Origin of the sequence: Streptomyces sp. NPDC005794, assembly GCF_042871445.1 — a bacterium.
Classification (GTDB): domain Bacteria; phylum Actinomycetota; class Actinomycetes; order Streptomycetales; family Streptomycetaceae; genus Streptomyces.
Genome location: NZ_JBIAIN010000001.1, coordinates 375,793 through 398,190 on the forward strand (window position 1 = coordinate 375,793; position 22,398 = coordinate 398,190).

Sequence of the window (22,398 nt, forward strand, 5' to 3'; positions counted from 1 at the left end):
TGGTCGTGCCGCCGTCACGACTGCTCGCGCACCGCACAAGACCGCGGCCGCCAGGGAACCTGGCGGCCGCGGTGCGAGAGGGAAAGGCGGGGTGTTACAGCGTGCGCTCCAGGCGGTCCGCCATCAGCCTGCTGAAGCGCGAGGGGTCACTCAGCTCGCCACCGTCCGAGAGGAGCGCCAGCCCGTGGACGAGCTCGGCCGTCTCGGCCAGTTCGGTGCCGGTGTCCTCCTGGCCACTCTGCTCGGCGTGCGCCTTCTTCAGCCCGTTGATCAGCGCGTGCGAGGGGTTGAGTTCGAGGATGCGCTTGATCTGCGGCACCTCCTGGCCCATCGCGCGGTACATGTTCTCCAGGGCCGGAGTGGCGTCGTGCGTGTCCGAGACGATGCAGGCCGGCGAGACGGTGAGCCGTGAGGAGAGGCGTACCTCCTTCACGGTGTCGCCGAGCTGCTCCGTCATCCAGGTCAGCAGGCCGGCGTAGTCCTCCTGCTGCTTCTCACGCTCGGCCTCGACCTCCTTCTTCTCCTCGTCGGTGTCCAGGTCGACCTCGCCCTTGGCGATGGACTGGAGCGGCTTGCCGTCGAACTCGGGAACGGACTGGACCCAGACCTCGTCGACCGGGTCGGTCAGCAGCAGGACCTCGAAGCCCTTGGCGCGGAAGGCCTCCATGTGGGGCGAGCTCTCCATGGCCGCGCGCGACTCGCCCGTCATGTAGTAGATCTGCTCCTGCCCCTCCTTCATCCGCTCCACGTACGAGCGCAGGGTGGTCAGCTCCACCTCGTCCTGGGTCGAGGCGAAGGAGGAGATCTCCAGGATCGCGTCGCGGTTCTCGAAGTCCTGGAACAGGCCCTCCTTGAGGACCCGGCCGAATTCCTTCCAGAACGTCCCGTACTTCTCGGGGGTGCCGGCCCTCATGTCCTTCACCGTCGAGAGCACCTTCTTGACCAGGCGACGCCGCATCATCTCGATCTGGCGGTCCTGCTGAAGGATCTCGCGCGACACGTTGAGCGACAGGTCCTGTGCGTCGACCACGCCCTTCACGAAGCGGAGATACGTAGGCATCAGCGCTTCGCAGTCATCCATGATGAATACGCGCTTCACATAGAGCTGCACTCCACGCTTGTGGTCCTGCATGAACAGGTCCTGCGGCGCGTGGGACGGCAGGAAGAGCAGGGCCTGGTATTCGAAGGTTCCCTCCGCCTGCATGCGGATGGTTTCGAGCGGCTCGGTCCAGTCGTGGCTGATGTGCTTGTACAGCTCGCTGTACTCCTCATCGGTCACGGAGTCCTTCGACCGGGCCCACAGGGCCTTCATCGAGTTGACCGTCTCGACCTCGGGCTCGGCGCCCTCCTCGCCCCCGGCGGCCGCCATGCGGATGGGCCAGGTGATGAAGTCCGAGTAGCGCTTGACGATTTCCCTGATCTTCCAGGGTGACGTGTAGTCGAAGAGCTTGTCCTCGGTGTCCTCGGGCTTGAGCCGCAGGGTGACCGAGGTGCCCTGTGGGGCGTCGTCGACGGACTCGACGGTGTAGGTGCCCTCGCCGCTGGACTGCCAGCGTGTGCCGGTGTCCTCACCTGCGCGCCGGGTCAGCAGGGTGACCTCGTCGGCGACCATGAAGCTCGAATAGAATCCGACGCCGAACTGCCCGATGAGTTCCTCGGAAGCGGCGGCGTCCTTGGCTTCCTTCAGTTCCTGGAGGAATTTCGCCGTACCGGAATGAGCGATGGTCCCGATCAGCTGAACGACCTCGTCGTGCGACATTCCGATGCCGTTGTCGCGCACGGTCAGCGTGCGCTTCTCCTGGTCGGCCTCGATGGCGATGTGGAGGTCGGACGAGTCCGCCTGGAGCGTGTCGTCGCGGAGCGATTCCAGTCGCAGCTTGTCCAGCGCGTCCGAAGAATTGGAAATGAGCTCACGCAGGAATACATCCTTGTTCGAATAAATCGAATGGATCATCATCTGCAGGAGCTGGCGCGCTTCTACCTGAAACTCGAACGTCTCGGCCGGCATGGGTCGGGTTCCCTTTCCTGGGTTGGTCGTCTGAACCGCTGCATATCGTAACCAGGCCCCGTGGCCCATGTGCCGCTTCGGTCATGGCCGTTGAGGGCTCCATGCCCACCGCGGGCGGCGGACATGCGAGCCCGCCGTGGGACGCACGGCTCGCCCACCGGGCAGACTGGGCGGCATGGGCGATACGCGAGCGACCTTCCAGGCCGCGGAGGGCCTCGGCCTCCCCCCTGTGATCACGTGCCGGGAACCGGGCAGCTTCGCCCGGGGCGTCATGGCCGAGCGCCATCCCGCGTTGATCGAGGAGGTGCGCGAAGCCTTCCCGTACGGTCCCCGGCAGCACCGCGCCCTGGACGCCCTGCTGCACGAGATCGCGCACGGCGTCGTCGAACCGCTCGGCCCCGGGAACGCGGACCGCGAGCTCTGGGCGGAGTGGGGGCGGGAGCACTTCGGACGCCCGTGGTTCGACGCCCCGTTCCTCTGGGGTGAGAGCTACTTCTACCGCAGGCTCCTGGGGGCCGTCGGCTACTTCGGCGAGGGTCCGTGGCGGGGCATCGACCCCTTCGCCCCCTTCAAGCGCGCCGAGCTCCGCGGCGACACGGTCGAGGAGGAGCTCCGCACCCTGGACGACCTCGCGGGGGTTCCCGCGGCCGATCGGGCGACCGCGCTTCTCCATGCCTCGCTCTGGGGCAACCGCGCCGATCTCGGCTTCCGCGGCCCGACGGGCGAATCCGCTCCGGGCGAGGCCGTCACCGGTCTGGTCGCCGACGACAGCGCCGTGCTGTGGTCGATCCTGCCGCCCGGATCCCCGGCCACCGTCGCCGTCATCGCGGACAACACCGGGCGCGAGCTGATCCCCGACCTCGTCCTCATCGACCACTTGCTCGAGTACGGCCACGCCGGGCGGGTGGTGCTCCATGTGAAGCCGTGCCCGTACTACGTCTCCGACGCGATGACGGCCGACGTCGTCGACTGCCTGAGCCGACTGCGCCGGGCCCCCGGTGAGGCGGGCGCGATCGGCAGGCGGGTCCGGCAGGCCATGGGCGCGGGCCGGATCGAGGTGCGTACCCACCCGTTCTTCTGTGCCCCGTTCCCCTACGAGCGGATGCCGGAGGATCTCCGGGCGGATCTGGGCACCGCCACGCTGACCGTCCTGAAGGGCGACCTCAACTACCGGCGCCTGGTGGGCGACCGGCTGTGGCCCGCGACCACACCGTTCGCCGACCTCACGGCGTACTTCCCGGGGCCCGTAGCCGCGCTTCGCACCCTGAAGTCCGACGTCGTCGTGGGCCTGGACCCGCGGACCCTGGAGGGTCTGGAGCGGTCCGGCCGGGTGTGGCGTACCAGCGGAACGCACGCCTTGATCCAGGTCCGCGCACAGCCGGGTGGTGGGACCATGCTCAGCGCGGCACCCCGTACCGGGTGAGGAGTTCGTGCCAGCCCTCCTCCAACTGACCGGTACTCAATCCGCGTTCGCACGTCAGATGATGGACGAGGGGAGTGTCGATCGTCCCGAGCAGCGTGTGCGCGAGCAGCTCCGGCTCACCCCCCGCCCCCGCCTGGCGTAGCAGCAGGCTGACATGACTGAGCCTGAGCCGCTGCGCGGGGACGGCGTAGGTCCGCAGCGGATCGTTGCGGGAGGCCAGGATCAGCTCGTGGTGATCGCGTTCATGGCGCATCAGGGCGGGACCGAAGGCGTGCAGCCGCTCGGCCGCCGGGGCGTCGGGGCCCAGGGGAGGCGGCCCGGACAGGAAGGCGGCCTGCAGGAGCGCCTCGCGGTGGTCGAGGAGCGCGATGAGCAGGCCGGTGCGGTCCTTGAAGCGCCGGAAGACGGTGCCCTTGCCGACCCCGGCGGCGGTGGCCACCGATTCCATGGTGAGGTTCGCCGGTCCGGAGCAGGCCAGCAGGCGGGAGGCGGCGTCCAGCAGGAGCACTCGATTGCGTGCCGCATCCGCCCGTAGCAGCTCCGGTTCGCCGACGGCGGCGAGCACGAGATTCGTCCGTGCCTCGCCGGGGTCGGGCGGCCTGGGCAGCGGGGGAGGGGGAGCGGTCATGGCTTCAGGGTAGCCCCGGGCCGACGCAAGTGGACCACGGTCCGTTTAGGTGGTACAACTTTAAACGGACTATGGTCCGCTTACTTCTGCAGTCTCCGTCACCCGGGAGCTTCCCTCATGTCTGTACGCATCCTCGCCCTCGTCGGCAGCCTCCGCGCCGGCTCCCACAACCGTCAGCTCGCCGAGGCGGCCGTCAAGCACGCGCCCGAGGGTGTCGAGGTGGAGGTCTACGAGGGACTCGCGGACGTCCCCTTCTACAACGAGGACATCGACGTCGAAGGCGGCGTTCCCGCTGCCGCCGCCCAGCTGCGCGAGGCGGCCGGCCGGGTCGATGCGTTCCTCCTGTTCTCGCCCGAGTACAACGGCACCATGCCGGCCGTCCTGAAGAACGCCATCGACTGGCTGTCCCGCCCGTACGGCGCCGGCGCCCTGACCGCCAAGCCGGTCGCCGTCGTCGGTACCGCCTTCGGTCAGTTCGGCGGCGTGTGGGCGCAGGACGATGCCCGCAAGGCGGCCGGCATCGCGGGTGGAGCGGTCCTCGCGGACGCCAAGCTCTCCATCCCCGGCTCCGTGACCCGCTTCGCCGAGCTCCACCCGGCGGACGACGCCGAGGTCGTCGCCTCGCTGACCGAGGTGCTCCGTCAGGTCGCGCAGGGCACCGCGGCGGCTGTCTGATCCACCGCTGACGGCGGCGCGCGGGGATGCCGCGCCGCCGTCCTCGTGCCGTCCGGCATGGCCATGGGTCCGGTCCCTCTCCCAGGAGAGGGACCGGACCCATGTGTCGTTGTGCGGGCGTTCGCGCGCGGGCTCCGCGCTGAGAACGACGTAACTTCGGCAATATGACCAACGAGATTGTTGACAATTATGTCGGCCCGGATTTAGGTTCGACAGGCACTCACTCAGGGGGCAACGATGCCGAATCAAGCCGGTCCGACCAGTGGGGAGCAGGCCGGGCAGCTGGCTCTGGCCCAGCTGCGGCAGGCGATTCTGCGCGGCGAGATGGCACCGGCCCCGCGGCTGGTGGAGAACGAACTCGCCGAGCAGATCGGTGTGACACGGGCCGGCGTCGGAGCGGCACTGGTCGAGCCGGAGTCGGAAGGGCTGGTCGAACGGATCCGTAACCGCGGTGCACGGGTGCGTGTGGCGAGCGTCGACGAAGCCGTGGCGAGCCCATGCCCTGCTCCGATCTGAATCACGAACTCCACGCCATGGTGTGGGAGTTCTCCGGTCAGCAGACGGCCGTATCGCTCCTGGAGCGGCTGAACGGCCAGCGGGTGCGCCACAGGTTCCAGCTCGCCTGAGGCCCGGACGCCCCCAGCGGTCCCTGAGTGAACACCTGGCCGTGATCGAAGCGATCAGGGCCAGGGAGCCGCCGCGCGGCCGAGGCGGCCGCCCGCCCCCACCTGGCGAGCGTGATCGAGGCACCGCACGGGTGACGCGCGGCGCCTGATCGACGCACTGCGCGCCTGGCGCGCCGCGCTGGTGGGTTCGAAACCCTGTCCAGCAAGGAGAGTTCAGCCATGACATCAGCCATGACAACCGACACGGCGCGGATCGTGGAGCGGCCGGTATGAGCGGCGTCATCGTCACCGGCCCGCCGAAGGCGGACGCGCGGGACATCGAGGCGCTCGCCGGATACGGCGTCGCCACCGTGAGCGAGGCGATGGGCCGCACCGGGCTGACCGGACCCGGGCTGCGCCCGATCCAGGAGGGTGTGCGGATCGCGGGCAGTGCGGTCACCGTGCTCAGCCGGCCCGGCGACAACCTCATGAGCCACGCGGCGGTGGAGCAGTGCGGCGAGGGCGACGTCCTGGTCGTCACCACGACATCGCCGTCCACCGACGGCATGTTCGGGGAGCTGTTCGCCACCGCACTCCAGAAGCGCGGGGTGCGCGGGCTCGTGATCGACGCGGGCATCCGTGACATCCAGGAGCTGCGGGACACGGGTTTCGCCTCGTGGGCGAAGGCCGTGTCGGCCCAGGGGACGGTGAAGGCGACCGGTGGCTCGGTCAACGTCCCGGTCGTCATCGGCGGCCAGGTAATCCGCCCGGGCGACGTCATCGTCGCCGACGACGACGGTGTGGTGGTCGTGCCCCGCGAGCGCGCCCGCGAGACCGCCGAGGCGTCCGAGGCGCGGGAGACCAAGGAGGCCAGGGCGCGCGCGGCCTTCCTGGAGGGCCAACTCGGGCCGGACCGCTACGGACTGCGCGAGAAGCTCGACGCCCTGGGTGTGCGGTACACCTCGTACGAGGACCACACGCGGGAGGCCGGCGCGTGACCCGGGAACCGGCGGAGGTCCGCTGCCTCCTGATGCGGGGCGGCACGTCCAAGGGCGCCTACTTCCTGGCCGACGACCTGCCGCGTGACCCGGCCGCCCGTGATGATCTGCTGCTGCGGATCATGGGCAGCCCCGACCCGCGCCAGATCGACGGCCTGGGCGGGGCGCACCCGGTCACCAGCAAGGTCGCGGTCGTCTCCGTACCGGACGATCCGGACGTCGATGTCGACTACCTCTTCCTCCAGGTCGCCGTCGACACCGCGGAGGTGTCCGACCGTCAGAACTGCGGCAACCTGCTCGCCGGGATCGGGCCCTTCGCTGTCGAACGGGGCCTGGTCGCCGCCCAGGACGGGCAGACGTCCGTACGCATCCGGATGGTCAACACCGACGACCTGGCCACGGCCACCTTCCCCACCCCCGGCGGGCGCGTCGACTACACCGGGACGGCGCGGATCTCCGGGGTGCCCGGGACGGCCGCTCCGGTGGTGATCGAATTCGCGCGGGGCACCAGCCCCCTGCTGCCGACCGGCCGGGCCCGTGAGGTCATCGCCGGTACGCCGGTGACCTGCGTCGACAACGGGATGCCGACCGTACTCATCTCGGCAGAGGCCCTGGACATCACGGGCTACGAGACTCCGCAGGAGCTGGAGGACAACGTGGCTCTGCGTGACCGCATCGAGAGGATCCGCCTCGAAGCGGGCCCCCTCATGGGACTCGGCGACGTCCGCGACACGACGGTGCCCAAGCTCAGTCTGCTGGCCCCACCCGCCCATGACGGCGCGGTGACGACCCGTACCTTCATCCCGCACCGCTGCCACACCTCCATCGGCGTACTCGGAGCCGCCGGTGTCGCCGCCGGGCTGCGCATCCCCGGAAGCGTCGCCGAGGGCATCGCCCAGCTCCCCTCGCGCGGTGACCGGCTGCGCATCGAGCACCCCACCGGTTTCCTCGACATCGAGGCCGGCGTCGGAACCGGTGCCGACGGCACCCCCACCACCGAGCGCACCGCGGTGGTGCGGACCGCTCGGAAGATCTTCGACGGCACCGTGTTCCCCAGGCCCGCGCAGCCGGCCCCGCCATCCGAGCTCTCCCCGCAAGGGGCCGCAGACGACTCCCCCTCCCGGTGACATCGCCGCGTCGCTACATCGCTGCCCTGGTCGAATCCGGGCACAGCAAACAGATGTCTCCGGCCGCGGTCGCCGGTGGTGCTGTCATCACGGGACGGCCGGCTCCGGAATCCGCATGGGCAGCGGGTCGGAGGTCCTGGCAAACTCGGAATCGGCCCGGCTGAGCGATTTATCGGCCGTCTTCACCGCTACGACGTGAAATAAGTCGCCGGCCGCGCTTTGTGTTCTCCCTGTGGCACGGGTGGGATTTCAGCTGATCCGAGCACAGGAATTCCTTGATGCGGCACGCATCAAGGAATGATCGCAACGGAGGCCGGTGCGAGGGCGCGTCGAAGGAACGTGAAAGCAGATCTGTCCCGCAGCGCATCCGCTGCGGGTACAGGCGATGAACGGGTGACGCCACGGGCGCGCCGTCGGTCCCAGCCGATACCTCGGAAATGTCCGTAGCTGGGGCCCGCACCCCGAGGGATGCGGGCCCCAGCTACGAAGTGCGCGTCAGGGTCAGGCCGGAACGATGTTCTCGGCCGTCGGACCCTTCTGGCCCGTCGCGATGTCGAAGGTGACCTTCTGGCCTTCGACCAGCTCGCGGAAGCCCTCGGCAGCGATGTTGGAGAAGTGGGCGAACACGTCGTCGCCTCCACCGTCCTGCTCGATGAAACCGAAACCCTTGGCCGCGTTGAACCACTTCACAGTGCCGGACGCCATGTCATATCTCCTTTGGGGCAGTACGCCGGCACCCGCGATGCACGAACACCGGGTCGCCGCGATGATGCCCCGTCCGGAGAATGACCGGAAATACAGAACGCTCCCTGCGGATTTAATACCGACGAAGGCGTTTAAGTTTTGGGAACCACGACTGCAACGGAAATCGACAGTAGCATGCGGTGGCGACCGGTGTGAGGCCGTGAATTTCAGGTGGCGCGGTGTGCTGAAAACACTCCTCGCACGGTGCATCAAACCCTCATCCAGCGGTCACAGATATTGATCGGCCCGAAGCGCAGCGTTCTGAGAGAAGTGCGCGCCGTGTTCGGCCCTCATCACGTGTGCCCCCGGACTCTTCCACCGGCGCCCGGAGCCGGCGCCTGCCGCGCATGCGAACCGGTCGGGCAGCAGACGCCGGGAAGTTCAGGCGGGGTGATTCCCGTGGGGTGCCCGGTGGTCACGCACCACCTCGGGCGGCGGGTGGTGCCTCTTCCGAGGCGGCGGCGCGACGGTATTCGGCGTTGATGCGCTGGGCTTCTTCGAGCTGGTCCTCGAGGATGATGATGCGGCAGGCCGCCTCGACGGGTGTGCCCTGGTCGACGAGCTCACGGGCGCGCGCGGCGATGCGCAGCTGGTAGCGGGAGTAACGGCGGTGGCCGCCCTGGGAGCGGAGCGGGGTGATCAGGCGGGCCTCGCCGATGGCACGGAGGAAGCCCTGGGTGGTCCCGAGCATCTCGGCGGCCCGGCCCATGGTGTAGGCGGGGTAGTCGTCGTCATCGAGACGGCCGAAGGAGTCGTCTGCTGTCATTGCACCTCTCTGCGGAACGCGTGGAGGGGCCCTGGTGCCAATGCACCAGGGCCCCGAAGGAACTGTTACACCATCTGCCGGCCCTGCTATTGCGCCGGCCTTCTGTTTCCGCGGACCCGACCGAACTGCTGCCGGGGGCGCGGGGATCGCGGTTGCTTGACCGGAGACCACCTCACTGTCGATGTCCTGCGGTACCCGGGCTCAAGGCTTCCGCCCGGGCGATCCTGATGGCGCCTGGCTCCTCCGTTCTTCCCTCTGGACGATCACTTACCAAGCGGGGTACTGCGTACTGCTGGTGATGGCGGCCCCTGATCACTGCGGGCCACCCGGTCCGGTCGTCAGCCCCGTCGCCGTCCTGCAACAACCCTGGCTTCGAAACTCCACCACCGAACCGTCCTGCGCACTGCAACTGCGGTGTTACTGCCCGGCAGTTCATCTCTGCCGGGCCTTGCTCGATCTCGGCTACAGGAGAAACCATAGCCACGAGACGGTGCAATGTCTACCTCGACCAGTATAGATTTTTGCCAATCAGCCAAAGAGATAGTTGGACCCGCTCGAAGAACATGTGCGTGAGGGGCTCGGGGCCGGCCAGGGGAGCCCGCATGGGCCGCCGTCGTACGACGGCGACGCACCGCAGGCTGACGGAGCCCAGCTCGGCTGCGAGGGGACGGAGGGATGCCCCGAGCCGGCCAGGTCCGGCCGACTGGGAGACCCTGGCCGAGGTCTGCTCCGGTCTGCTCCCGGATTTCTCCCGAACGCACTCCGGGAACGCAGAAAGGGCCTGATCCTCAGAGAGAATCAGGCCCTTGACCTGGTGTTTCAGCTGTCGGGGTGGCGGGATTTGAACCCACGACCTCTTCGTCCCGAACGAAGCGCGCTGCCAAGCTGCGCTACACCCCGATGTCCACCGATTGTCCCGGCGACATCGATTACTTTAGCTCACCGGCGCCCGGAGGCGAAATCCGGTTTTTGTTCCCCGGCGGGGCCTCAGTCGCGAGGCGTCAGGGTCAGCAGGGTCGCCTCGGGCGGGCAGGCGAAGCGGACCGGGGTGTAGCGGTTCGTGCCGCAGCCCGCCGAGACGTGGAGGTAGGAGCGGCGTTCGCCGACCGTGTGGCCGGAGAGGCCCTTCACCCGGTCCGTGTCCAGGTCGCAGTTGGTGACGAGGGCGCCGTAGAAGGGGATGCAGAGCTGGCCGCCGTGGGTGTGGCCGGCCAGGATCAGGGGGTAGCCGTCCGCGGTGAAGGCGTCCAGGGTGCGCAGGTACGGGGCGTGGACGACACCGATCGAGAGGTCCGCGCCCGTTTCGGGGCCGCCTGCGACCTCGGCGTAACGGTCCCGCTTGATGTGGGGGTCGTCCAGGCCGGTGAAGGCGATCTCGAGGCCGTCGGCCTTGATCCGGCCCCGGGTGTTGGAGAGGTTCAGCCAGCCGGCCTCGTCGAAGGTGTCCCGCATCGGCTCCCACGGGTTGTGGACGACGTTGACCGCCGGCGCGTTTCCGTTGAGCCCGTGCTTGCCCTGCGCCTTCTCCAGGAGATAGCGGACGGGGTTGCGGAGCTTCGGGCCGTAGTAGTCGTTGGAACCGAAGACGTAGACCCCGGGGAACTCCATCAGCGGGCCGAGCGCGTCGAGCAGCTCCGGCACGGCCTCCGGGTCGGAGAGGTTGTCGCCGGTGTTCACGACGAAGTCCGGGCGCAGGCCCGCCAGCGACTGCAGCCAGGCGCGCTTCTTGCGCTGGCCGCTCACCATGTGGATGTCCGAGACCTGGAGTACGCGCAACGGGCGTGCTCCATGCGGGAGTACGGGAATGGTGATCCGGCGGAGGCGGAACGAGCGTGCCTCGAATCCGGCCGCGTACACGAGGCCGGCGGCACCGACCGCTGCGCCGACTGCCGTGACTTTCAGGGGTACTCCGTAGCGTGCGCGCATGGGTCCATCGTCGCAGAAACGGTGCGGTGGGACGAAAACAGGAGGGCGGCAGGTGCCCCGTACCTGTCACAATCGCCGCATGACCACGCTCAAGTCCAAGCTCAAGGAAGACCTCACCACGGCCATGAAGGCGCGTGACGAGCTCACCTCGTCCACCCTCCGGCTCACGCTGACCGCGATCACCAAGGAAGAGGTCAGCGGCAAGACGTCGCGCGAGCTCTCCGACGACGAGGTGCAGAAGGTGATCGCCAAGGAGGCGAAGAAGCGCCGCGAGGCGGCCGAGGCCTTCGCGCAGGGCGGCCGGACGGAGCAGGCCGAGCGGGAGAAGGCCGAGGGTGAGCTGCTCGACGCGTACCTGCCCAAGCAGCTCTCCGACGACGAGCTGCACGCGATCGTCGCGCAGGCCGTCGAGGAGGCGAAGGCCGCCGGGGCCGAGGGGCCGCGCGCGATGGGTGCCGTCATGAAGATCGTCAACCCGAAGGTGGCAGGGCTCGCCGAGGGCGGCCGGGTCGCCGCCACGGTGAAGAAGCTGCTCGCGGGCTGAGAGGCCGACGTACGCAGGAGGGGCGCCCCCGGCCCGGGGGCGCCCCTCCTTCTCTTCATGTCATGACGACGTGGTGGGACCGGGACGGTCAGGGGCCGTTGCCACCGCGGCCACGGCCGTCGTTCCCGCCGATGATGCCGGGCGGCAGGGTGATCCCGCCGAGGGGGTCGGCGTCGGGCTTGTCGTCGTTGCCGCCGCCCGTGTTCTCGCCGCGGCCTTCTTCACGGCCTTCTTCGCGGCCCTCGCCGCGGCCCTCGTCCTTCCCCTTCTCCTTGGCGCGCGGCACCGAGACCGGGTTGAAGGACGGGGTCTCCGACGCGTCCAGCGCGCCGGTCATCGCTGTCTTCCAGATGGGACCGGGAAGGCAGCCACCGCAGACCTTGTCGTAGTACTGGCCACCGATGGTGATGTCGTACATCTTGGTGGTCTTGTCGCCGATGTCGTCGCCGACCCAGACCGCGGTGGAGAGGTTCGGGGTGTAGCCGACGAACCAGGCGTCGAGGCGGTCGTTCGTCGTACCGGTCTTGCCCGCGTTGTCGCGGTCGGAGAGACCGGCCAGGGTGCCGGTGCCGTCCTCGACCACACCCTTGAGCATCTGGCTGATGGTGTCAGCCGTCTTCTCGCTCATCGCTCGGGAGCACTTGGTCTTCGGTACGCCGACCTTCTTGTCGTTGGCGTCGGTGATCGACTCGATGGCGACGGGGGAGCAGTACGTGCCCCGGTTGGCGAACGAGGCGTACACGGAGGCCATGGACAGCGGGGTGCTCACCTCGCCGCCGAGGGTGATCGAGGCGTTCTCCTCGATCTCCTTGCCGTCGCCCCGCTCGTAGCCGGTCTTCTTCGCCATCTCGACCGTCTCGCAGAGCCCGGTCTTCTGCTCCAGCTTGGCGAAGTAGGTGTTGATGGACTTGCCGAGCGCGCTCGTCATGTCCCAGCTGCCCTTTTCGGACTCCAGCTCGTTCTGCAGGTCCCAGTTGCTGGTGCCGGTCGGGGCTCCCGCACAGTTACGGAAGGAGTTCAGCGGCAGCGAGATCTTCCAGTCGGTGGCGTAGCTCTCCGCAGGGCTGATGCCCTTCTCCAGGGCGGCGGCGGCGGTGATCGGCTTGAAGGTCGAGCCGACCTGGAAGCCGTAGGTGCTGCCGCCCATCTTGTTGCTGACGCCGAGGTTGATGACCGTCTCGTTCTTCTTCAGGTCCAGTCCGTACGGCCGGGACTGGCCCATCGAGAGGATCTTGCCGGTGCCGGGCTCGACCTGGACCACCGAAGCGGCGACCTTGTCGTCCTTGTAGACCTTCGAGGTCGCGGCCTCGTCGGCCGCCTGCTGCGCGCGCGGCGAGAGCGTGGTCCTGACGGTCAGACCGCCGAGGTTCCAGAGCTTGGCGCGCTCCTCCTCGGTCTTCCCGAAGGTCGGGTCGGTCAGGATGGTCTTGCGTACGTAGTCGCAGAAGAACCCGGCGCCGCTGACGGCGGTGATGCAGCCGTTCTTCGGCCTGCTGACATTCAGCTCGAGGGGGGCGGCGATGGCTTTGTCGGCCTCGTCCTGCGAGATGCTTCCGACGGTTGCCATGCGCTGCAGCACGGTGTTGCGGCGCTTGGACGCCTCCTCCGTGTCGTTGACCGGGTCGTAGCGGGTCGGCGACTGGACGAGGCCGGCGAGCATCGCCGCCTCTCCCACCTCCAGATCCTTGGCGTGCTTGGAGAAGTAGCGCTGGGAGGCCGCCTCGACGCCGTAGGCCTGCTGCCCGAAGAACGTGATGTTGAGGTAGTTCTCCAGGATCTTCTTCTTGCCGAGCTCTTCCTCGACCTGGATCGCGTACTTGAGCTCCCGGACCTTGCGGCCCAGTGTCTGCTGGGTGGCCTCGGCGACCTTGTCCGGGTCGTCGCCCGCCTCCTCGACGAAGACGTTCTTCACGTACTGCTGGGTGAGCGTGGAGGCGCCCTGCGCGGCGCCGCCCTCCTGCACGTTGCGGTTCATCGCGCGCAGGATGCCCTTGAGGTCCACCGCGCCGTGCTCGTAGAAACGCGAGTCCTCGATCGCGATGATCGCGTCCTGCATGTACGGCGAGATGTCCTTGAGCGGGACGACGGTGCGGTCACGCGAATACACCGTGGCGAGCGCGCCGCCCTCGTTGTCCAGGATCGTGGTCCGCTGGCTCAGCGGCGGAGTCTTGAGGTTGGAGGGGATCTCGTCGAATCCCTCGACCGTCCCCTTGGCCGCGAGCCCGAGTGCGCCGGCGGCCGGCAGCGCGATGCCCGCCAGCACAGCTCCGGAGAGCGCGGCGACACCGAGGAACTTGGCGGCCTGCTGGGTCGTCGTCAGACCCCCGCCTGAGCGCTTCTTTGGCATGGGGGCAGCCTACGTTCTCATTCGCCGGACACACGTATAGGCCTTGGCCTAAGCTGCTCCCAACTGTCACAGCAGTCCGATTTCGCATCAACCCCTCTGCACGGTCCTCAATGGAATTCAGCCACCTGTCGAGGCGTCCCCGAATTCGCCTCATGTGTTGCTGAATGTCCGTTGCGACTTGGGTTTTCTGTCCCGAGTTCATCGGGAAGGTCACGCATGTCCTTGCATCACTCCTCTGGGTGATCTGCCGCGTACGCATAGTCCGTTCGGGCCATCCAAGATTGGGCCCGAAGGGGGTGTTGTGCTGTCGCCACCTTCCGTAACGTCCTCAACTGGCAGCGGTGAATATGCCGCTGTCGCCGTGGGGGAGCCTCGATTCGGGAGAGGACGGCGCCGGGATGGGCTGGGTAACCGACTGGAGTGCGCAGGCAGCCTGCCGCACTACCGATCCGGATGAACTGTTCGTACAAGGGGCAGCGCAGAACAGAGCCAAGGCGGTGTGCACCGGATGCCCGGTGCGGACCGAGTGCCTTGCCGATGCGCTGGACAATCGCGTCGAGTTCGGCGTGTGGGGCGGGATGACTGAGCGGGAGCGCCGCGCGCTGCTGCGTCGGCGGCCCACCGTCACGTCGTGGCGCCGCCTGTTGGAGACCGCGCGCAGCGAGTACGAGCGGTCCACAGGCATGCTGCCCGCAGCGGTGGGTCTGAACGACGACCTGCACGACGGCGAACTGCACGAGAGGTTCGCCGCCGTGGGGTAGGCCGCACAGGGCGGCCCGTGGGGCGGAGGGTGGTCCTACACAGCTCCGGCCGCGAGTAGTTCCCCGATGGCCCTGAGGCCTGAGAGGTCGTGCACATCACCGGGCAGCGCGGCCACCTCGGTCACCGGGACCTCGGGGTGGAGCGTGGTGAAGCGGTCGCGTGTGTGCTGCTCGCGCGCGACGACCTGCATCCGCTCGGCGTGCAGCCGCAGGAGGCCCGCGGTCAGCTGCTCGACGGTCACGTCGGTGGATACCCCGGCCGATCCGGCGTCCGCGTCCGGGACGGGTGTGTCGTAGCCGCCCGCTTCCGTCTGTGCGGGTGGCCCGGACGGGTCAGGCGACTTTCGGCCATGGCTGTGCGGCTCGGGCTCGGGGGTGTGCGACGTGCGGTCGTGCTCGGGCGGCTCCTGCTGTGGCGGCTCGTGCGGGGAGGGCTCGTTGCTTCGCTCGGGGGAGAGCGGCGACTCCGGGGCTTCGGGAGAGGTGGCGTCCATCGGGTCCGCCGGGTCACCAAGGCCAGCCTTCCCTGCCGCCTGATCCACAATGCCGACACCGTCAAGATTTTCTGCGGCCGTGAGCGCCCGTTCCGCGGAGAGCCGTGCGGCCTCGCTGCCGTGCACCCGGTTGAGGACCAGACCGGCCAGCGGCATCTCCTCCGCGGCCAGCCGCTCCACGAAGTAGGCGGCCTCGCGCAGCGCGTCCCGCTCGGGTGTCGCCACCACCAGGAACGCCGTGCCGGGCGCCTGGAGCAGTTTGTACGTCGCATCGGCCCGGGTACGGAATCCGCCGAACATGGAGTCCATCGCCGCGACGAAGGTCTGTACGTCGCGCAGGAACTGACCGCCGAGCAGCTTGCCGAGCGTCCCCGTCATCATCGACATCCCGACGTTGAGGAATTTCATCCCGGCCCGCCCGCCGATCTTCGCGGGGGCGATCAGCAGCCGGATGAACTTCCCGTCCAGGAACGAGCCGAGACGTTTCGGCGCGTCCAGGAAGTCCAGCGCGGACCGGGACGGCGGGGTGTCGACGATGATCAGGTCCCACTCGTCGCGCGCCCTCAGCTGCCCGAGCTTCTCCATCGCCATGTACTCCTGCGTGCCCGCGAAGCCGGCCGACAGCGACTGGTAGAAGGGGTTCTCCAGGATCGCGCGGGCCCGCTCGGCGTCCGTGTGCGCCTCGACGGTCTCGTCGAAGGTGCGCTTCATGTCGAGCATCATGGCGTGCAGCTCGCCCTCGCCCTCGATGTCCTCGACCCGGCGCGGGATGTTGTCCAGCTGGTCGATGCCCATGGACTGGGCGAGCCGGCGGGCCGGGTCGATGGTGAGGACGACGACCTTGCGGCCGCGCTCGGCCGCCCGGACGCCGAGCGCCGCCGCGGTCGTGGTCTTGCCCACGCCGCCCGAGCCGCAGCACACGACGATACGGATCTCCGGATCGTCCAGGAGCGCGTCGGTCTCCAGCCCCGGTGCGCTGTCCGTGTCCAGCGTCATGACCCCACCCCTCGTCCGGAGCCGCGTCGCTGCCCGCCCCGGGGCGCCTGCCCCGCCGCGTCCGCGGTCTCGTCGCCGACACCCTGTTTACGGAACTCCTCCGCCAGCTCGTACAGCGCGGACAGGCTCACTCCCTCGCCCATCAGCGGGAGCTCGGCCATCGGCAGCCCCAGCCCGGCCAGCACCGCGCGCTGCTCACGCTCCAGGCCGACGCGCTGGGCATGCTCGGCGGCCTGCGCGACCAGCGGCCGGACCAGCCCGGCGGAACCTGTCACGCCGGCCCGGGTGAGCGTCTTGGCGATCTCCTTGCGGCGGCCACCCGACGCCGTACGCAGCGCGTCCTCGTCCAGCAGATGGGGGCGCACCATGTTCACCACGACCCGGCCCACGGGCAGTTCGGCGCCGCGCAGCTCGGCGATGCCGTCCGCGGTCTCCTGGACCGGCATCTCCTCCAGGAGCGTCACCAGGTGGACCGCGGTCTCGGGGGACTTCAGGACCCGCATCACGGCCTGCGCCTGATTGTGTATCGGGCCGATCCTGGCCAGCCCCGCCACCTCGTCGTTCACGTTGAGGAAGCGTGTGATGCGGCCGGTGGGAGGCGCGTCCATGATCACGTAGTCGTAGACGAACCTGCCCTGCTTGTCCTTGCGGCGCACGGCCTCGCAGGCCTTGCCGGTCAGCAGGACGTCCCGGACCCCCGGGGCGATGGTGGTGGCGAAGTCGATCGCGCCGAGCTTCTTCAGCGCCCGGCCGGCACCGCCCAGCTTGTAGAACATCTGGAGGTAGTCCAGGAGCGCGCGCTCGGCGTCGATCGCCAGCGCGTGCACCTCGCCGCCGCCGGGCGCCACGGCGATCCTGCGTTCCTCGTAGGGGAGGGAGTCGGACTCGAAGAGCTGGGCGATGCCCTGCCTGCCCTCGACCTCTACGAGGAGAGTGCGCCTGCCCTCGGTCGCGAGGGCGAGCGCGAGTGCGGCGGCGACCGTGGTCTTACCGGTCCCGCCCTTGCCGCTGACGACCTGGAACCTGCTCACGTCTTCGAGCCTAACCAGTCGGCAGGGAGCCTACGCACGAGGCCGTGTGTGCCAGGCATTACAGTCGGCTCATGACCAAGTGGGAATACGCGACCGTGCCCCTTCTCGTGCACGCGACCAAGCAGATTCTGGACACCTGGGGCGAGGACGGCTGGGAGCTGGTCCAGGTCGTTCCCGGCCCGAACAACCCCGAGCAGCTCGTGGCCTACCTGAAGCGGGAGAAGCCCTAGTGGCGGGCGCCGTGGAGGCGAAGCTCGCCGAACTCGGCCTGACGCTCCCGGACGTCGTACCGCCGCTGGCCTCCTACCAGCCGGCCGTGCGGTCCGGGGCGTACGTCTACACCTCCGGCCAGCTCCCGATGGTGGACGGCAAACTGGCGGTGACCGGCAAGGTCGGCGCCGAGGTGACGCCGGACGAGGCCAAGGAACTGGCGAAGACCTGCGCGCTGAACGCCCTCGCGGCGGTGAAGTCGGTCGCCGGTGACCTGGACCGGATCGCACGGGTCGTCAAGGTCACGGGCTTCGTCGCCTCGGCCGCCGACTTCACCGGGCAGCCGGGAGTCGTCAACGGCGCGAGCGAGCTGCTGGGCGCGGTCCTGGGCGACAAGGGCGTGCACGCCCGCAGCGCCGTGGGCGTCGCGGTGCTGCCGCTGGACGCACCGGTGGAGGTCGAGGTCCAGGTCGAGCTCGTCGACGCCTGATCCCGCACTTCCATGATCCCGTCCGGTCCCGCGACCGGGCGGGATCATGTGCGTAAGGGGCGGATGCGCGAGGCCGATGTAGGGGGCAGACATTCGTGTCGGGGCCCCTCGAACATCGGCGCGGTTCCGGATAGCCTCCGGCCATGTCCAACGGTCAGTGGTACCCACCGGAATGGCCCGCCCGGATCAGGGCCCTCGCCAGCGGCGAGCTGACGGCCGTGACCCCCAGGCGGGCAGCCACGGTGATGCTGCTCCGGGACGACACGTCGGGGCCGGGCGGCCCCTGCGTCCACATGTTGCGGCGGCGCACCTCCATGGCCTTCGCCGGCGGCGCGTACGCCTATCCGGGTGGCGGGGTCGACCCGCGCGACGACGACCACCTCGTGGGCTGGGCGGGACCGTCCCTGGACACCTGGGCCGGCCGCCTGGGCGTCGACACGGCCGCCGAGGCGCAGGCAGTCGTCTGCGCCGCGGTCCGTGAGACGTACGAGGAAGCGGGCGTCCTGCTGGCCGGGCCGACCGCCGGCACCGTCGTGAGCGACACCACAGGTGCCGACTGGGAGGCCGACCGTGAGGCACTGGTCGCCCGCGACCTGTCCTTCGCCGCGTTCCTCGACCGCCGGGGCCTGGTGCTGCGCTCCGACCTGCTGGCCGCCTGGGCGCGCTGGATCACCCCGGCCTTCGAACCGCGACGCTACGACACGTGGTTCTTCGTGGCCGCGCTCCCGGAGGGCCAGCGCACCCGGAACGCCTCCACCGAGGCGGACCGGACGGTGTGGATCCGGCCGGGAGACGCCGCCGACGGCTACGACAAGGGCGAACTGCTGATGATGCCGCCCACGGTGGCCACCCTGCGGGCGCTGAGGCCGTACGGGACGGCTGCGGAGGCGCTGAAGGCAGCGGAATCCCAGAACCTCGCCCCCGTGCTGGCAGAGGCCCGTATGGAGGGTGACGAGCTGGTGCTGAGCTGGCCGGGGCACGACGAGTTCACCAGACACGTCCCGGCGGCCGGTGGACCGGCTTCCTCCACGGGCGACGGCTCGGCCACGGACGGAACCCCTCATGAGTGACGCGGCAGCACTGCCCGGACAGCCCCGCGGCGGGGTGCTCACCGGGCCCGCCACCACCCGTACGGTCAACGTCCTGGCACCGAACGCCTCGGCCATGACCCTGGACGGCACGAACACCTGGATCGTCGCGGAACCGGACTCCGACCTCGCGGTCGTGATCGATCCGGGGCCCCTCGACGAGGTGCATCTGCGGGCCGTCGTCGACACCGTGGAGAGGGCGGGCAGGCGCGTCGGCCTCACCCTGCTCACGCACGGGCACCCCGACCACGCGGAGGGTGCCGCCCGGTTCGCCGGGCTCACGCGTACGAACGTGCGAGCCCTGGACGTGGCGCTGCGGCTGGGCGACGAGGGGCTGACGGCCGGCGACGTGATCACCACGGGAGGGCTCGAACTCCGGGTCGTCCCCACCCCGGGACACACGGCGGACTCGCTCTCCTTCCACCTGCCCGCCGACCGGGCCGTACTGACGGGCGACACGATCCTGGGGCGTGGCACCACCCTCGTCGCCCACCCGGACGGCCGGCTCGGCGACTACCTGGACACCCTGCGGCGGCTGCGTTCGCTGACGGTCGACGACGGGGTGCACACCGTGCTTCCGGGGCACGGGCCGGTGCTCGAGGACGCGCAGGGGGCCGTCGAGTTCTACCTCGCCCACCGCGCGCACCGACTGGCCCAGGTCGAGACGGCCGTGGAGGCGGGCCACCGGACCTCTGCCGAGGTCGTGGCAGCCGTGTACGCGGATGTGGACCGATCTCTCTGGCCGGCGGCGGAGCTGTCGGTGCGGGCCCAGCTGGAGTACCTGACCGAGCACGGCCTGATCTGAGGCACGGCTCGCACGGCCGCCCCCGGGCACGCGAAGGGCCCCACCGGACGGTGGGGCCCTTCGTCGAACGTGCGAGGCACGGCGTCAGCGGGACCGCTTCGCCAGCCGCTCCACGTCCAGCAGGATCACGGCGCGCGCTTCGAGCCGCAGCCAGCCGCGGCCGGCGAAGTCCGCGAGCGCCTTGTTGACCGTCTCGCGGGAGGCGCCGACCAGCTGGGCCAGTTCTTCCTGCGTCAGGTCGTGCACGACGTGGATGCCCTCCTCCGACTGCACGCCGAAGCGGCGCGACAGGTCGAGGAGCGCGCGGGCGACGCGGCCCGGCACATCGGAGAAGACCAGGTCCGACATCTGGTCGTTGGTCTTGCGCAGTCGGCGGGCGACGGCGCGCAGCAGTGCCGTGGCCACCTCGGGACGGGCGTTCAGCCAGGGCTGGAGGTCTCCGTGACCGAGGCCGAGAAGCTTGACCTCGGTGAGCGCGGTCGCGGTCGCCGTGCGCGGGCCCGGGTCGAAGAGCGACAGCTCCCCGATCAGCTCGCCGGGGCCGAGGACGGCCAGCATGTTCTCCCGCCCGTCGGGGGAGGTGCGGTGGAGCTTCACCTTGCCCTCGGTGACCACGTACAGGCGGTCGCCCGGGTCGCCCTCGTGGAACAGCGCGTCGCCGCGTGCGAGGGTCACTTCACTCATCGAGGCGCGGAGCTCCGCGGCCTGCTCGTCATCGAGCGCCGCGAAAAGCGGGGCGCGCCGCAGAACGTCGTCCACGAGTTCTCTCCTTGTCGGCCTGTTCAGTGAAGCGTGGTTTCCATGATGCCGGACGGTAAAACAGTGCGATCGATCACAAACCAGTTTGACGCACGGGCGTGCCGGACCCTACGGCAGGGGGCCGATTGGGCGTGAATACCCGGTGCCCGGGGTGGATGTCAGCCCCTGGCTCTAGGCTGGCCGGGTGTCCGGAACGCCGGTGGGAGCGCAGGCCGAGGAGGCTGATGGGGTGTCGGGAGACGGGAATTCCGCTGTGGGCGAACAGTCCGTACGAAGTAAGAAAAAAGCCGCGAAGTCCTCGACGGGGGCGGCGTCGGGCAAGCCGGTCAAGCCGGAGTCGCATCTGGCGATGGTCCGCCGGGCCCGCCGGATCAACCGCGAGCTCGCCGAGGTCTATCCGTACGCCCACCCCGAGCTGGACTTCCGTGATCCCTTCGAACTGCTGGTGGCCACGGTTCTCTCCGCCCAGACCACCGACCTGAGGGTCAACCAGACCACCCCGGCACTCTTCGCGGCTTACCCGACGCCCGAGGACATGGCCGCCGCCGTTCCCGAGAAGCTGGAGGAGATCATCCGTCCGACCGGTTTCTTCCGGGCCAAGGCGCGGTCCCTCATGGGCCTGTCGGCAGCGCTGAGGGACGACTTCGGCGGGGAGGTCCCCGGCCGGCTGGCGGACCTGGTGAAGCTGCCCGGCGTCGGACGCAAGACGGCCAACGTCGTCCTCGGTAACGCGTTCGGGGTCCCCGGCATCACGGTGGACACCCACTTCGGCCGCCTGGTCCGACGCTGGAAATGGACCGAGCAGGAGGACCCGGAGAAGGTCGAGGCGGAGATTGCCGCGATCTTCCCGAAGAGCGAGTGGACGATGCTCTCGCACCGGGTGGTCTTCCACGGCCGCCGCATCTGCCACTCCCGCAAGCCCGCCTGCGGGGCCTGTCCGATCGCCGCGCTCTGCCCCTCCTACGGGGAGGGCGAGACGGATCCCGAGAAGGCGAAGAAGCTCCTGAAGTACGAGATGGGCGGCTACCCGGGCCAGCGCCTCAGCCCGCCCCCGGACTATCCGGGCAGCCCCGCTCCGCCGCTGGGAGCCGGGTGAGCGGCCCTTGTGCGGGGCTGAGGGACGACCGGGGCGGGCGATCCCTCAGCGGCTTGCGGGCGGGGCCCGTGCGGAACGAAATGGCCGACGACAGGCGTTGGAACGACGGGGGTGCCCATGACGCACGCACAGAGCACACGGGCCGCAGCCGACGCGGCCACCACTGAGACGGGCGCGCCCCAGGACAGCGCGATCACCGTCTCCACCGACGGGCTGCCGGCCTGGCTCGAGCCCGTGGCTCGGGCGGCGAGGACCGTGCAGGCCCAGCAGCTCAGCCGATTCCTGCCGCCCGAGAGCGGCGCCGGGCGGCAGTCAGCGGTGCTGGTTCTCTTCGGCGAGGGCGAGCGCGGTCCGGAGCTGCTCCTCATGGAGCGCTCCGGCTCCCTGCGCTCCCACGCCGGTCAGCCCTCCTTCCCCGGAGGATCCCTCGACCCCGAGGACGGCGACCACGCGACCACCGGGCCGCTCAGGGCCGCGCTGCGGGAGGCCGAGGAGGAGACCGGACTCGACCCGAGCGGTGTCCAGCTCTTCGGTGTGCTGCCCCGGCTCTACATCCCGGTGAGCCACTTCGTCGTCACGCCCGTCCTCGGCTGGTGGCGGACGCCCAGCCCGGTGGGTGTCGTCGATCCGGCCGAGACGGCCCGGGTCTTCACCGCCCCCGTGGCGGATCTCACGGACCCGGCCAACCGCGCGACCGCCGTCCATCCGAGCGGCCACAAAGGCCCCGCATTTCTGGTCGAATCCGCGCTGGTGTGGGGATTCACAGCCGGTGTGATCGACAGGATTGTGCACTACGCGGGGTGGGAACGCCCCTGGGACAGGACCAGGCAGGTGCCGCTCGACTGGCGCGCATGACAGGCTGACTCCCGTGCTGCGC

General features: G+C 69.5%; 21 protein-coding genes, 1 tRNA gene and 2 pseudogenes. 14 read left to right on the top strand and 10 right to left on the bottom strand.

Annotated elements, in window-relative coordinates:
- Nucleotides 1-94: 94 nt before the first annotated feature.
- Entirely contained in the window at nucleotides 95-2,008 is a 1,914-nt protein-coding gene (htpG, locus tag ACFYQ5_RS01770) for a molecular chaperone HtpG (RefSeq protein WP_389191569.1), read from the bottom strand.
- Between the two features lie 175 nt (nucleotides 2,009-2,183).
- Here htpG and ACFYQ5_RS01775 point away from each other — a divergent pair, with 175 nt between their 5' ends.
- Nucleotides 2,184-3,431 carry a damage-control phosphatase ARMT1 family protein gene (locus tag ACFYQ5_RS01775; protein WP_389191571.1) on the top strand — a complete coding sequence of 416 codons (1,248 nt, stop codon included), beginning with the start codon at nucleotides 2,184-2,186 and terminating at the stop codon, nucleotides 3,429-3,431.
- On the opposite strand, the gene ACFYQ5_RS01780 is transcribed toward ACFYQ5_RS01775, so the two are convergent.
- Nucleotides 3,406-4,059, bottom strand: coding sequence for a TetR/AcrR family transcriptional regulator (locus ACFYQ5_RS01780; RefSeq protein WP_389191573.1), 654 nt, complete (start codon nucleotides 4,057-4,059; stop codon nucleotides 3,406-3,408). The two genes, ACFYQ5_RS01775 and ACFYQ5_RS01780, sit on opposite strands and share 26 nt — an antisense overlap.
- 117 nt (nucleotides 4,060-4,176) lie before the next feature.
- Between ACFYQ5_RS01780 and ACFYQ5_RS01785 the strand changes: the two genes are divergently transcribed.
- The 5 genes and pseudogenes from ACFYQ5_RS01785 to ACFYQ5_RS01805 form a co-directional block, all read left to right on the top strand.
- Nucleotides 4,177-4,734 carry an NAD(P)H-dependent oxidoreductase gene (locus ACFYQ5_RS01785; RefSeq protein ID WP_389191575.1) on the top strand — a complete coding sequence of 186 codons (558 nt, stop codon included), beginning with the start codon at nucleotides 4,177-4,179 and terminating at the stop codon, nucleotides 4,732-4,734.
- A 237-nt stretch (nucleotides 4,735-4,971) separates the two neighbouring features.
- Nucleotides 4,972-5,495, top strand: a pseudogene (locus ACFYQ5_RS01790) (GntR family transcriptional regulator).
- 134 nt (nucleotides 5,496-5,629) lie between these two features.
- Complete coding sequence (locus tag ACFYQ5_RS01795; RefSeq protein ID WP_389191578.1) at nucleotides 5,630-6,337, top strand: 4-carboxy-4-hydroxy-2-oxoadipate aldolase/oxaloacetate decarboxylase; 708 nt, start codon at nucleotides 5,630-5,632, stop codon at nucleotides 6,335-6,337.
- Complete coding sequence (locus ACFYQ5_RS01800; protein WP_389191581.1) at nucleotides 6,334-7,464, top strand: 4-oxalomesaconate tautomerase; 1,131 nt, start codon at nucleotides 6,334-6,336, stop codon at nucleotides 7,462-7,464. Before ACFYQ5_RS01795 ends, ACFYQ5_RS01800 begins: the two co-directional genes overlap by 4 nt.
- Nucleotides 7,461-7,657, top strand: a pseudogene (locus ACFYQ5_RS01805) (hypothetical protein); the annotation flags it as partial. The gene ACFYQ5_RS01800 and the pseudogene ACFYQ5_RS01805, both read left to right, overlap by 4 nt.
- Before the next feature lie 308 nt (nucleotides 7,658-7,965).
- Here the strand turns inward: ACFYQ5_RS01805 and ACFYQ5_RS01810 are convergent.
- The 4 genes from ACFYQ5_RS01810 to ACFYQ5_RS01825 all read right to left on the bottom strand — a co-directional run bounded on the left by ACFYQ5_RS01810 (nucleotide 7,966) and on the right by ACFYQ5_RS01825 (nucleotide 10,900).
- The gene (locus tag ACFYQ5_RS01810) at nucleotides 7,966-8,169 is read right to left on the bottom strand and encodes a cold-shock protein (protein ID WP_389191584.1); all 204 of its coding nucleotides are present in this window, start codon (nucleotides 8,167-8,169) and stop codon (nucleotides 7,966-7,968) included.
- A gap of 454 nt (nucleotides 8,170-8,623) precedes the next feature.
- The gene (locus ACFYQ5_RS01815; protein WP_389191586.1) at nucleotides 8,624-8,974 is read right to left on the bottom strand and encodes a MerR family transcriptional regulator; all 351 of its coding nucleotides are present in this window, start codon (nucleotides 8,972-8,974) and stop codon (nucleotides 8,624-8,626) included.
- Between the two features lie 826 nt (nucleotides 8,975-9,800).
- A tRNA-Pro gene (locus ACFYQ5_RS01820) sits at nucleotides 9,801-9,874 on the bottom strand.
- An 87-nt stretch (nucleotides 9,875-9,961) separates the two neighbouring features.
- Nucleotides 9,962-10,900: a metallophosphoesterase gene (locus ACFYQ5_RS01825; protein WP_389191589.1), complete on the bottom strand. Its 939-nt coding sequence runs from the start codon at nucleotides 10,898-10,900 to the stop codon at nucleotides 9,962-9,964.
- A 79-nt stretch (nucleotides 10,901-10,979) separates the two neighbouring features.
- On the opposite strand from ACFYQ5_RS01825, the gene ACFYQ5_RS01830 reads away from it, so the two are divergent.
- Nucleotides 10,980-11,444: a GatB/YqeY domain-containing protein gene (locus ACFYQ5_RS01830; protein ID WP_389191592.1), complete on the top strand. Its 465-nt coding sequence runs from the start codon at nucleotides 10,980-10,982 to the stop codon at nucleotides 11,442-11,444.
- Between the two features lie 88 nt (nucleotides 11,445-11,532).
- Here ACFYQ5_RS01830 and ACFYQ5_RS01835 read toward each other — a convergent pair whose 3' ends face one another.
- Nucleotides 11,533-13,791 carry a transglycosylase domain-containing protein gene (locus tag ACFYQ5_RS01835; protein WP_389191595.1) on the bottom strand — a complete coding sequence of 753 codons (2,259 nt, stop codon included), beginning with the start codon at nucleotides 13,789-13,791 and terminating at the stop codon, nucleotides 11,533-11,535.
- A gap of 398 nt (nucleotides 13,792-14,189) precedes the next feature.
- Here ACFYQ5_RS01835 and ACFYQ5_RS01840 point away from each other — a divergent pair, with 398 nt between their 5' ends.
- Entirely contained in the window at nucleotides 14,190-14,552 is a 363-nt protein-coding gene (locus ACFYQ5_RS01840) for a WhiB family transcriptional regulator (RefSeq protein ID WP_389191956.1), read from the top strand.
- 35 nt (nucleotides 14,553-14,587) lie between these two features.
- Here ACFYQ5_RS01840 and ACFYQ5_RS01845 read toward each other — a convergent pair whose 3' ends face one another.
- Both ACFYQ5_RS01845 and ACFYQ5_RS01850 read right to left on the bottom strand, forming a co-directional pair.
- Nucleotides 14,588-16,042 carry an ArsA family ATPase gene (locus ACFYQ5_RS01845; RefSeq protein WP_389191598.1) on the bottom strand — a complete coding sequence of 485 codons (1,455 nt, stop codon included), beginning with the start codon at nucleotides 16,040-16,042 and terminating at the stop codon, nucleotides 14,588-14,590.
- Nucleotides 16,039-17,073, bottom strand: coding sequence for an ArsA family ATPase (locus tag ACFYQ5_RS01850; RefSeq protein ID WP_389191601.1), 1,035 nt, complete (start codon nucleotides 17,071-17,073; stop codon nucleotides 16,039-16,041). Before ACFYQ5_RS01850 ends, ACFYQ5_RS01845 begins: the two co-directional genes overlap by 4 nt.
- Before the next feature lie 71 nt (nucleotides 17,074-17,144).
- On the opposite strand from ACFYQ5_RS01850, the gene ACFYQ5_RS01855 reads away from it, so the two are divergent.
- From ACFYQ5_RS01855 to ACFYQ5_RS01870, 4 genes are all read left to right on the top strand, one after another.
- On the top strand, nucleotides 17,145-17,303 hold the full coding sequence (locus ACFYQ5_RS01855; RefSeq protein WP_019992579.1) for a DUF4177 domain-containing protein: 159 nt from the start codon (nucleotides 17,145-17,147) through the stop codon (nucleotides 17,301-17,303).
- The gene (locus ACFYQ5_RS01860; protein ID WP_389191604.1) at nucleotides 17,303-17,773 is read left to right on the top strand and encodes a RidA family protein; all 471 of its coding nucleotides are present in this window, start codon (nucleotides 17,303-17,305) and stop codon (nucleotides 17,771-17,773) included. The genes ACFYQ5_RS01855 and ACFYQ5_RS01860 overlap by 1 nt, the downstream gene beginning before the upstream one ends.
- A gap of 143 nt (nucleotides 17,774-17,916) precedes the next feature.
- A complete protein-coding gene (locus tag ACFYQ5_RS01865) occupies nucleotides 17,917-18,843 on the top strand; it encodes an NUDIX hydrolase (protein ID WP_389191607.1) in 927 nt (308 codons plus the stop codon).
- Entirely contained in the window at nucleotides 18,836-19,666 is an 831-nt protein-coding gene (locus ACFYQ5_RS01870; protein WP_389191610.1) for an MBL fold metallo-hydrolase, read from the top strand. Before ACFYQ5_RS01865 ends, ACFYQ5_RS01870 begins: the two co-directional genes overlap by 8 nt.
- An 84-nt stretch (nucleotides 19,667-19,750) precedes the next feature.
- On the opposite strand, the gene ACFYQ5_RS01875 is transcribed toward ACFYQ5_RS01870, so the two are convergent.
- Nucleotides 19,751-20,425 (bottom strand): Crp/Fnr family transcriptional regulator, encoded by a 675-nt coding sequence (locus ACFYQ5_RS01875; RefSeq protein WP_014046869.1) that lies wholly within the window; start codon nucleotides 20,423-20,425, stop codon nucleotides 19,751-19,753.
- 253 nt (nucleotides 20,426-20,678) lie between these two features.
- Here ACFYQ5_RS01875 and nth point away from each other — a divergent pair, with 253 nt between their 5' ends.
- Nucleotides 20,679-21,521, top strand: a complete 843-nt coding sequence (gene nth, locus ACFYQ5_RS01880; protein ID WP_389191959.1) for an endonuclease III — start codon at nucleotides 20,679-20,681, stop codon at nucleotides 21,519-21,521.
- A gap of 117 nt (nucleotides 21,522-21,638) precedes the next feature.
- Entirely contained in the window at nucleotides 21,639-22,376 is a 738-nt protein-coding gene (locus tag ACFYQ5_RS01885; protein ID WP_389191613.1) for an NUDIX hydrolase, read from the top strand.
- Nucleotides 22,377-22,398 lie beyond the last annotated feature (22 nt).